10 protein-coding genes and 1 pseudogene are annotated in these 9,037 nt (G+C 71.5%); 6 read left to right on the top strand and 5 right to left on the bottom strand.

The features are described 5' to 3' along the window. Nucleotides 1-1,109, bottom strand: a 1,109-nt coding sequence (locus tag DY218_RS26235; RefSeq protein ID WP_147336178.1) for a serine/threonine-protein kinase, incomplete at its 3' end; no start/stop codon positions are given. Nucleotides 1,110-1,215: 106 nt separating this feature from the next. Between DY218_RS26235 and DY218_RS26230 the strand changes: the two genes are divergently transcribed. Further along, nucleotides 1,216-1,797 (top strand): GNAT family N-acetyltransferase, encoded by a 582-nt coding sequence (locus DY218_RS26230; protein WP_407703688.1) that lies wholly within the window; start codon nt 1,216-1,218, stop codon nt 1,795-1,797. A 45-nt stretch (nt 1,798-1,842) separates the two neighbouring features. On the opposite strand, the gene DY218_RS26225 is transcribed toward DY218_RS26230, so the two are convergent. From DY218_RS26225 to DY218_RS26215, 3 genes are all read right to left on the bottom strand, one after another. Continuing rightward, complete coding sequence (locus DY218_RS26225; RefSeq protein WP_128558606.1) at nt 1,843-2,253, bottom strand: VOC family protein; 411 nt, start codon at nt 2,251-2,253, stop codon at nt 1,843-1,845. 92 nt (nt 2,254-2,345) lie between these two features. Beyond that, nucleotides 2,346-3,179 (bottom strand): NmrA family NAD(P)-binding protein, encoded by an 834-nt coding sequence (locus DY218_RS26220; protein WP_128558605.1) that lies wholly within the window; start codon nt 3,177-3,179, stop codon nt 2,346-2,348. Nucleotides 3,180-3,306: 127 nt separating this feature from the next. Next, nucleotides 3,307-4,017, bottom strand: a complete 711-nt coding sequence (locus DY218_RS26215; RefSeq protein WP_128558604.1) for a hypothetical protein — start codon at nt 4,015-4,017, stop codon at nt 3,307-3,309. Between the two features lie 249 nt (nt 4,018-4,266). Between DY218_RS26215 and DY218_RS26210 the strand changes: the two genes are divergently transcribed. The 4 genes from DY218_RS26210 to DY218_RS26195 all read left to right on the top strand — a co-directional run bounded on the left by DY218_RS26210 (nt 4,267) and on the right by DY218_RS26195 (nt 8,363). Beyond that, complete coding sequence (locus DY218_RS26210; protein WP_128558603.1) at nt 4,267-5,871, top strand: hypothetical protein; 1,605 nt, start codon at nt 4,267-4,269, stop codon at nt 5,869-5,871. A gap of 156 nt (nt 5,872-6,027) precedes the next feature. Continuing rightward, the gene (locus DY218_RS26205; RefSeq protein ID WP_128558602.1) at nt 6,028-6,618 is read left to right on the top strand and encodes a hypothetical protein; all 591 of its coding nucleotides are present in this window, start codon (nt 6,028-6,030) and stop codon (nt 6,616-6,618) included. Between the two features lie 50 nt (nt 6,619-6,668). Next, nucleotides 6,669-7,457 (top strand): class I SAM-dependent methyltransferase, encoded by a 789-nt coding sequence (locus tag DY218_RS26200; RefSeq protein WP_128558601.1) that lies wholly within the window; start codon nt 6,669-6,671, stop codon nt 7,455-7,457. 405 nt (nt 7,458-7,862) lie between these two features. Further along, nucleotides 7,863-8,363: a hypothetical protein gene (locus DY218_RS26195; RefSeq protein ID WP_128558600.1), complete on the top strand. Its 501-nt coding sequence runs from the start codon at nt 7,863-7,865 to the stop codon at nt 8,361-8,363. 21 nt (nt 8,364-8,384) lie between these two features. Here the strand turns inward: DY218_RS26195 and DY218_RS26190 are convergent, their stop codons facing one another. Beyond that, nucleotides 8,385-8,738 carry a DUF192 domain-containing protein gene (locus tag DY218_RS26190; protein WP_128558599.1) on the bottom strand — a complete coding sequence of 118 codons (354 nt, stop codon included), beginning with the start codon at nt 8,736-8,738 and terminating at the stop codon, nt 8,385-8,387. A gap of 102 nt (nt 8,739-8,840) precedes the next feature. Here DY218_RS26190 and DY218_RS26185 point away from each other — a divergent pair. After that, nucleotides 8,841-9,037: pseudogene (locus DY218_RS26185) on the top strand (prepilin peptidase); the annotation flags it as partial.

The following is a 9,037-nucleotide window of genomic DNA, read 5'->3' as shown; positions in this document are numbered from 1 at the left end:
GTCCGCGCGGGACGCGGTGCCGGGCCCGTGCGGTCCGGGCCGCCCCCGCCGCCCGGTCGCGGCCGCCCGGATCCGGCACCCGCACCTGCGGCTCCAGCACCTGCGGCTCCCGCACCCGCGGCTCCCGCACCCGCGGACGTCGCCCGCCGTGTGTGGCCCGGCCCGTCCCCGGTCCAGTCCCGTGTGACCGTCTCCGCCTCGGACTCGTCCGCGGCCCGCTGCAGCCGCGCGCCCTCCGCCGCGTGCCGTTCGATCAGCGCGGACCAGCCCGCCGGCAGGTCGCCGGACTCGCCCGAACCGAAGCGGCGGATCAGCTGGTCCGCCGTCGGCCGGTCGTCGGGACGTAACGCCAGACAGTCGCCGACCAGGCCGGTCAGTCCCGCGGGCAGCCCGGTGAGGTCGGTGGCGCCCCGCCGGACGTGATTGAGCTGCTGCAGCGGCTCCTGGGTGTCCGGATACGGCAGCCGCCCGCAGGCCACGTAGTAGAGGGTGACGCCCAGGGCGTAGATGTCCGAGGCCGAGGTGCTCGGCTCGCCGTCGGCCTGCTCGGGCGCCGCGAAGGCGATGGTGCCGAGGGTGAGGCGGGTGCTGGTGAGATCGCCCGCGTGCGAGATCCCGAAGTCGATGACCCGCGGGCCGTCCGCGGTGAGCAGGATGTTCAGCGGCTTGATGTCACGGTGCACGATGCCCTTGCCGTGCAGATCCTTCAGGGCCCGCACGACGCCCGCCCCGATACGCCGCAGCGCCTGCTCGTCCGCGAGCGCACCACGCTGCACGACCAGCGCCTCCAGCGACGGCGCCGCCACGAACTCCATGGCCATCCAAGGCCGTTCGGCATCCGTGTCGGCGTCGATGACCCGGGCGGTGTATCTGCTGGTCACGCGCCGCGCGAGGGTCGTCTCACGGGCGAACCGGCTGCGCGCCTCCGCGCTGACACCGCCCGGCGCGAGCACCGTCTTGAGCGCCGCGATCCGGCCGGACGCCGGGTCCCGGCCGAGATAGATCTCGCCCATGCCGCCGGTCGCCAACTGTCCGAGCAGTCGATACGGTCCCAGCCGGCGCAGCTCCCCACTCATGGCGAACCAGCCGGGGTCGAACGGTTCTGACACGTCGGCGCCCCCTCTATTTTGTCTTGTCCATGGCACGACGCCGAGGGCCGGACGGATGGTTCCGCACCCTGCCCCGAGGCCGCTGCCTGCCACGTACGATCCCCGGGTGAACGACAGCGCTCAAGACCACGAGTCCCCCCGGCCAGCCCCGGCGATCCGCATCAGGCGGGGCACCCCGCACGACGCGCCCCGCGTCCTCGAGATGCTCGACGGCGCCGTGGCCTGGATGAACGCCCGGGGCAACACCGAGCAGTGGGGCACCACCCCGTACTCGCAGACGAACGGCGGGGCGGACCGCGTCCAGGGCTACTTCCGCGACAACGACCCGTTCGTCGCCGAACTCGACGGCACCCCGGTGGGCGCCCTCGTCCTGGACACCGGCCCCAACCCGAAAGTGCCGGCGATCCCCCGGGCCGATGAACCCGAGCGCTACGTCCGCCTCCTGATCACCGACCGCCGGCACGCGGGCCACGGCATCGGCGCGGCCCTCCTCGCGCACGCCGTCGAGGTGACCCGGCGGGCCGGCGTGGACCTGCTGCGGGTCGACTGCTGGGCCGGCGGCGACGGCGCGCTCGTCGCGTACTACGAACGCAACGGCTTCCGCTCCACCACCCGCTTCCAGGTGGGCAGTTGGCCGGGCCGGGTCCTCGAGCGCCGCGTGAACCGAGCGGCCTCGGTCATCAATTGAGCGGCCTCGGTCATCGCACGGAGACCGCCTGTGCGCCGCCGCGCCCTACTGCGGCGCGTCCCCGTCCGCCGGTACATCCTCCGGGTACCAGCGCAGCTCGATCGTGTTCTTGTCGGGGTCCTGGATGTAGACCGACTGGGCGTTGCCGCGGGCCCCGAAACGGCCCACCGGACCTTCGAGGACGGTGAACGTGCCCGCGTCGATCACCTCCTGCCAGTCGAGCGGCTCCACGACCAGGCAGATGTGGTCCACGTTGGACTCCGAGCGCGGTCGGTTCAGGAAGTCGATGATCGTGTGCGAGTTGATCCGCACCGACGGGAACGGCACCTTGCCCGCGCGCCACTCCTCCACCCGTACCGGCTCGAGGCCGAGCGGGCCGCAGTAGAAGTCCAGGGCGCGCTCGACGTCCTGCACATTGAGCACCAGATGGTCGAAGTCCTTGATCCGTACGCGCATGGGGTGTCCCTCCGTAGTTCCGGTGCGGCCCCGCTCAAGGGCTCATGATGCAGACGGGGAACGGGAGGTCAACTCATCGCCGCCGTCGGGATTCACACATCCCACACCCCACGCGCCGCGGCCTCACGGGCGAAGTCCGCGAAGTCCTTCGGCGGCCGCCCGAGTGCCTCCTCGACGCCCTGCACCAGATGCGCGTTGCGCCCGTCGAGTACGGACTCGAAGAGGTCGGCGAAGTCCTCGGGCAGCCCGTGCTCCGCGAGGGCGGCCCGGTACTCGTCCTTGCCCACGGGCACGTACCGTACGGTCCGCCCCGTCGCCCTGCTCAACTCCCGTGCCACATCGGCGAATCCGAGCAGCCGCGGCCCGGAGACCTCGTACGTCCTGCCGATGTGCCGGGGATCGGTGAGCGCGGCGACCGCCACATCGGCGATGTCGTCCGCGTCGACGAACGCCTCCACGGCCTGCCCGGTCGGCAGCGCGAGCTCACCGGACAGGACCGCGTCGAGGAAGAAGCCCTCGTCGAAGTTCTGGTTGAAGAAGCTCGCCCGGACCACCGTCCAGTCGGCGCCGGACGCCTTCAGGGCGTCCTCGCTGACCACGGCGCCCTCCTCGCCGCGGCCCGACAGCAGGACGAGACGGCTCGCCCCGCGCGCGACCGCCAGTTTCGCGAAGGCGCCGATACGGTCCGCGGCGCCCGGGAAGGCCAGATCGGGGTAGTAGGTGACGTACACGGAACCGACGCCCTGCAGGGCCGGTTCCCAGGTGCGCGAGTCCTCCCAGTCGAAGGGCGGTGCGCCCGAGCGCGAGCCGACCCTCACGTGCCGCGGATCCCGGGCGCGGAGCCGCTCGACGACGCGGCGGCCGGTCTTCCCCGTGCCGCCGATGACGAGAGTGGTACGGGCGTCGTTCTTCGTGGTTGTTGTCATACGGACCAGTCAACTCGGCGCGCACCGGCCAGGACATCGCCGTGGCGCTGGGGCGCATAAGCGATCGTCCACGGCGCACGCCGGGCCGGCGCGCGAGGACCTCAGCCGGGGTCCTCAGGCGGGGACCTCAGCCGGCCGGCCGTGCCCGCGGCGGCAGGAACACCAGGCGGTCCGCGACGGTGTCCAGATGGTGCGGCGGCAGGTCCATCAGTACGGACATCTCCTCGGCCGAGGAGAATCCGTCAGTGGCCTCGCGCAGCCGGACCGCACGCTGCGCGCCCTCGATCGACAGATTCAGCTGCCGGGTGAGCACCGACGGTGGGACGTTGTTGACATCGATCAGTCCGCCGTCGGGGAACTCACGGTCGCGCAACTCGGCCTGTCCGATGCGCAGTTCGTGCGCGAGCGCCGGATCGGACGCGGCGATGGACCGCGCCGCACCGCGCGCCGCCCGCTCGTCCGCCCTGGCCGCGAGGAACGCACGCTGCTGGGCCTGCAGCGGCCTCCGGGAGATCTCGCCCAACTCCGTGACGTACCAGACCTCCCGCCGGACGGCGACGGCGTGCCCGAAGGCGACCAGCGTGTTCACGGCGATCGACAGCACGATGGCCGCCTCGTACACCGCGGAGCCGTCACTCGGGGAGGCGATGAAGACGAGCAGCGCGAGCCCGTAGAGACCGAGGCCCGCCAGCTCCCGGCGCTGCCCGGTGCGGGCCGCCGCGTGCATCATCATCGGTACGGTGCCGAACCCGACGGTGGCGAGCGGGATCAGCGTCCACAGCATGCTCAGCACCACGCGCACCGGAGGCTGCTTGCCGTACTGGATGTGATCGGCCATGTGGTCCCCCGGGTCCCGATCGCCGCACTTGTCCGGTCTCTCCGCGATCCAGCGTACGACTCGGGCCGCGGGTACGGGAGGGCGTGCGGAGGCGCGAGGGGGCCCGGGCCCAGCCGGCCGGCCCGTTGAATTTGGAACCGGAGTTGGGTCCCGGGGCCCATCCTTCGAGGTGACCCGAACCGTAGCTTCCTCTTCGTCACAGTCATCACCTGCGTCCGCGAGGCCGCGGACGGGGCGAAGGGGAGCGGCATGCCGCGCAGAGCGGACGGACGGGACATCGGCGCCGGTACGGGGGGCGCCGAAGGAACGCGCACCCCTGGCGAGCGCGGCCTGCCCAAACGGTACGCCCGCCGCCGGTTCGCCCCTGACCAGGGCGTGAGCACCATCGAACTGGCCGGTGTACTCGTGGTGGTGGCCGCCATCGTGGTGGCCGTGAGCGGACTCGGCCTGGCCGGGACCGTGGCCGACAAGGTGAGTTGTGCCGTCAGCACCATCCTCGGCGAGGGCGGCAGCTGCGGCAGCTCGTCGGACGAGTCGGACGACAAGAAGACCGACGAGGACTACCGCCCGGACCGCTGCAAGGTCAGCGCGCACACCGAGACCGTGAGCAACGAGGCGAAGATCCTCTGGTTCACCGTCGGCGACAAGTTCGACTTCAAGATGGAAGAGTTCAACGTCGAGGACGAGAACGGCAACGTCTCGAAGAAGTACCACATGACGTTCGTCAGCGGGGACAGCGCGGGCGTCGAGTTCAAGGCCGGCGCCGGGGCGAAGGCGGGCGGCGACGACGCGGAGGCCGGCGCCAAGGCCAGCGTCAGCATCGGCGGCGGCGTCGAGATCTCCGAGGGCAACACCTGGGTCTTCGACAGCGAGGAGGAGGCGCTCAGCTTCCGCGACGACCTCCAGCGGCTGCACGAGGCCGAGGAGAGCAACTGGACGAAGCCGGGCTGGCGGGTCATCCGCGACGGCTGGCGCGAGCACGTCTCGAAGTCCAACCCCGAGCTGCGCGAGCGGATCAGCGAGCAGATGGAACTGAACCAGATCGACTTCCGCACCGTCGAGATCAGCGCGGGCGCCGAGGGCAACCTGTCCGGACCGGCGCTCGGCGACGAGCTGGAGGTCGGCGCGAGCGGCAGCATCGACGTCGCGGGCAGCATGACCGTCACCGACGACCACGTGAAGAACACCACCACCGAGACGTACGCCTTCACCCTCGAGGGCGAGCTGCAGGCCGAGATCGACGCGGGTCTCGCCGACGCGGGGGCGTACGCCGGGCACAAGCGCAACGGCGCGATCGGCGTCACCCGCGACGCGGACTCGGGCGAACTGCAGCAGATCACCATCACCCGGACCGTCGACACCAAGGCGGGCGCCAACGCCGGTCTGAACGTCGACGGCGACAAGGGCCCGGACGGCGAGAAGGACTCCGGCTCCACGGGCGTCGGCGGCCAGATCGGCGACACCGAGGTGATCACCACGACCCTGCAGATCCCGAAGGGCCCCGAGGGCGACGAGATGCGCAACACCGCGGAGGAGTGGCTGAACAATCCGGCCAACGCCACCGAGCCCTTCGAGACCGCGTTCATGGACCCGTCGCCCACCGAGCGGCCCAAGGACCCGAACGACAAGTTCGGCAACCTTCTCTTCGAGGAGGCCCAGAGCAGCAAGGTCACCTACGACTCGGTCGAGAACAAGGAGGACTTCGGCTTCGAGCTCAACGTCATGGCGAGCCTCGGCTACAACCGGACCATGACGGAGACCGACGCGGAGATCCGCACCGGCGACTACCTGGGCGCTCCCGCACCGCAGGGCGACTCCCGCCGCTACATCCCGAACCAGCTCTGCGAAGGGTGACCGGCGGCAGGATCCGGGAGCCTGACATCCTTGAGCGCCCCGAGCCGTACGCGCACCATGAGCACGGCACGCACCATGAGCACGGCGAGCACCAGCGCACGGCGAGCACCAGCGCACGGCGAGCACCACGAGCACCATGAGCCCGAGAGGAACCCCATGAGGAGCAGCATCGCCCGCACCCTCACGGCCGCCGCGACTGTCGCCGCGGTCGCGCTGGCCGGCGGCTGCGGCAGCGACGAGGGCGCATCCGGCGGCTCGGGCACGGGCTCCGGCTCGGCCGAGGGAGACGCGAACGCACTGACCGCGGGCGGCATCTCCGTCGCGGTGCCCGACGGCTGGGAGAAGACCGAACCGGGCAAGGACATCGACGCGATGGCCGAACTCCGCGACGGCGACGACACGGTGGGCCGCATCTCGGTCCGCCGCGACTTCTCGACCGCGAGCACGGTCAAGTTCGCCGCGGCGGACGCGGCCCGTACGTACATCTTCGGCAGCGCCACCGACAAGGCGGCCGACGTCGATCTCGAGGGAGCGCCCGGCGACGCGCGCCGCAACGACTACCCGCTGCGGGAGTCGCCCGGCGGCGACAAGCTCGCGCCCAAGGGCGCCATGGTCGCCGGCACGGACATCATCGGCACCGAGGAGGAGAAGTCCTTCTTCCTCGTACGCATCAACTACGTCGAGGGCGAGCTCACCCCCGCCCAGGTCGACGAGATCATCGACTCGGTGCAGGTGTCGGACGGCTGACCGTCCGGAATGCGTTGGACGCCCCGGGGCCCTGCTGACACGATCACCGCATGTCCCCGACGTCCCCGGACCGCCCCGCCGCCCGCAGCTTCGAAGACCTGGTCGCCGAGGCCGTGGCCGAGCCGACCGAGGGATGGGACTTCTCGTGGTTCGAGGGGCGGGCCACCGAGCAGCGGCCGTCCTGGGGCTACCAGCGGCGGATGGGGGAGCGGATGGCCGTCGCCACGGCCGCCCTCGACCTGGGGACCGGCGGCGGCGAAGTCCTCGCGGGCGTGCCCGTACGGCCGCCGCTCTGTGTGGCCACCGAGGGCTGGCCGCCGAACGTGGCCAAGGCCACAGCGCTCCTCCACCCCCTCGGCACGGTGGTCGTCGCGGCCCCGGACGAGCCCCCGTTCCCCTTCGCGGACGGCGCCTTCGACCTGGTCGTGAGCCGGCATCCGGTACGGCCGTACTTCGACGAGATCGCCCGCGTCCTGGCACCCGGTGGCATTTACTTCGCGCAGCATGTGGGCCCGGCGAGCGTCTTCGAGCTCGTCGAGTACTTCCTGGGCCCACAGCCCGAGGACGTACGTCGTGGCAGGCATCCGGACGCCGAGCGTGCCGAGGCCGAGGCGGCCGGTCTGGAGATCGTCGAGGTGCGGACGGAGCGGCTGCGCATCGAGTTCCACGACATCGGTGCCGTCGTCCACTTCCTGCGCAAGGTGGTCTGGATGGTGCCCGGCTTCACCGTGGCTGCGTACCGTGACCGGCTGCGGGCGCTGCACGAACTCATCGTCGCCGAGGGCCCGTTCGTCGCGCACAGCTCCCGCACGCTCTTCGAGGCGGCCAAGCCGCGCTGAGCCCCGCCGCCGTACGGCACGGCGTCCGCTCGCCCAGTGGTTCGAGCAATCCGCGTAACTCGCCTCGAAATCCTGCAACAATGAGCAAAACGGGCAAAACGGCGCAGTTGATTCCGCATCGTTATGCGGATCCGGTGAATCAGGTGTGAGTGTGACGTAAGTTCGATTCCTGGCTGAATCGCGTCGGTGCTCCGACGCGGCCCGGCACCGCGCAGTGGAGGGGACCGCGCGGTGCCGCGGAGCCGCCCTCCACGGCCGGTGACGTTCTGTCACTGCAGTGGCGGCTGAGGCGGTCCGGGCCCGAGAGGCGCGAGTTGCGTCTTTTCGCCGGTGGGCGGGCCTTTCCCGTGATGTTGGGCCCCCGGACTCATGTGACTGGGCCCACTTCTTCCGTACGTTCCGTACATGGCTTACGGAGACAGTGGAGCGGTCAGGTCCGGCCGAGGGGACCGGGGTTCGGGCCGATCCGGACAGAGCGCGCGACGCACCGGCCCCGTGGCCGCACTGCGCGCCCTGGCCAGATCCTGGTGTGCGGGCATCGTCGTACTGGCACTCGTCCTGTACTTCCGCGGCCTCTATCTGCACGAGCCCTTGGTCGACCAGACCGAGCTCGGCGCCCTTCCCTGGCGCATGCTCGTCCTCTACCTGCCGACCGCCGCCGCATCCGCCCTGATCACCCTGATCGCCGCACGGCTGCACCCGGAACCGTTCCGCAGCTCGCCCGTGCAGCACCTGATCGCCGCCATGGCGGTCCCGCTCGGCGCCTACGCCGTGAACTTCGCGTACCTGTGGGAAGAGGCGGTCGCCGAGGGCATCCTCTGCGCCAGTCTCGCGGTCGCCGTCGGCTGCTTCGTCGCCATCGTCGTCGACGTGAGCATGGAACGACGGGACCAGGGGCCGCAGTAGCGCCGGGAGCCCTGGCCGCGACTACGGCGCCCGGTCGACAAGCAGCCGCACCCCCGGCCGCACGCCCCACTCGGCCAGCCGCCCCGCCTGAGCCTCCAGCACATGCCGGGCCCGCAGGCGCGGCCGTCCGATCCGCCCCGGCCGCATCGTGCACACCGCGAGCACCCTCAACTCCCGGTCCAGATGGGCCACATCGATCGCGAACCGCATACGCACCGTGTGTACCGAAGACGCGGGGGACAGCAGCAGCGCCCCCTCGATCCCGTCCCGCCCGAGCAGTCCGCGCTGCCGGGCCCGGGGCGACTCCGCGATCTCCAGCGGCACCGCACGAACACCGGTCCCGCCCTCCCCGTCGAGCACCGTCAGCGTCGCCATCCCCGGACAGTACCCCCGGCCCGGCGGCACCCGGCACCGCGCCCGAGCAGGTTGGGCCCCAGGACCCATGACCCCGAGTACCGGCCCGCATAGGGTCGGCGGGTGTTCGCACTCCTGATAGCCATATCCGTCGTCTACGGCGCCCTGGCCGGGCTGCTGCTGCCCCGGGTCGCGTACCGCTTCTCGGTGCGCCCCGGAGAGCCCTGGAACTCCGGCTGCCCGCACGGCCACGACCTGACCGGGCCGGCGCGCGGCTGGCTGGGCACCGCCCGCTGCGCCGCCTGCGCCACGGCCGGAGC

Origin of the sequence: Streptomyces triticagri (assembly GCF_003429565.1) — a bacterium.
GTDB lineage: Bacteria > Actinomycetota > Actinomycetes > Streptomycetales > Streptomycetaceae > Streptomyces > Streptomyces triticagri.
The sequence above is the reverse complement of the archived record's forward strand: the minus strand, read 5'-3'. Positions and strand labels throughout refer to the sequence as shown.

Coding starts and splice junctions, on each gene's coding strand:
- DY218_RS26225 (WP_128558606.1), bottom strand. CDS start 2,253: ATGCGCGTACGGATCAAGGACTTCGACCATCTGGTGCTCAATGTGCAG.
- DY218_RS26220 (WP_128558605.1), bottom strand. CDS start 3,179: ATGACAACAACCACGAAGAACGACGCCCGTACCACTCTCGTCATCGGC.
- DY218_RS26215 (WP_128558604.1), bottom strand. CDS start 4,017: ATGGCCGATCACATCCAGTACGGCAAGCAGCCTCCGGTGCGCGTGGTG.
- DY218_RS26210 (WP_128558603.1), top strand. CDS start 4,267: ATGCCGCGCAGAGCGGACGGACGGGACATCGGCGCCGGTACGGGGGGC.
- DY218_RS26205 (WP_128558602.1), top strand. CDS start 6,028: ATGAGGAGCAGCATCGCCCGCACCCTCACGGCCGCCGCGACTGTCGCC.
- DY218_RS26200 (WP_128558601.1), top strand. CDS start 6,669: ATGTCCCCGACGTCCCCGGACCGCCCCGCCGCCCGCAGCTTCGAAGAC.
- DY218_RS26195 (WP_128558600.1), top strand. CDS start 7,863: ATGGCTTACGGAGACAGTGGAGCGGTCAGGTCCGGCCGAGGGGACCGG.
- DY218_RS26190 (WP_128558599.1), bottom strand. CDS start 8,738: ATGGCGACGCTGACGGTGCTCGACGGGGAGGGCGGGACCGGTGTTCGT.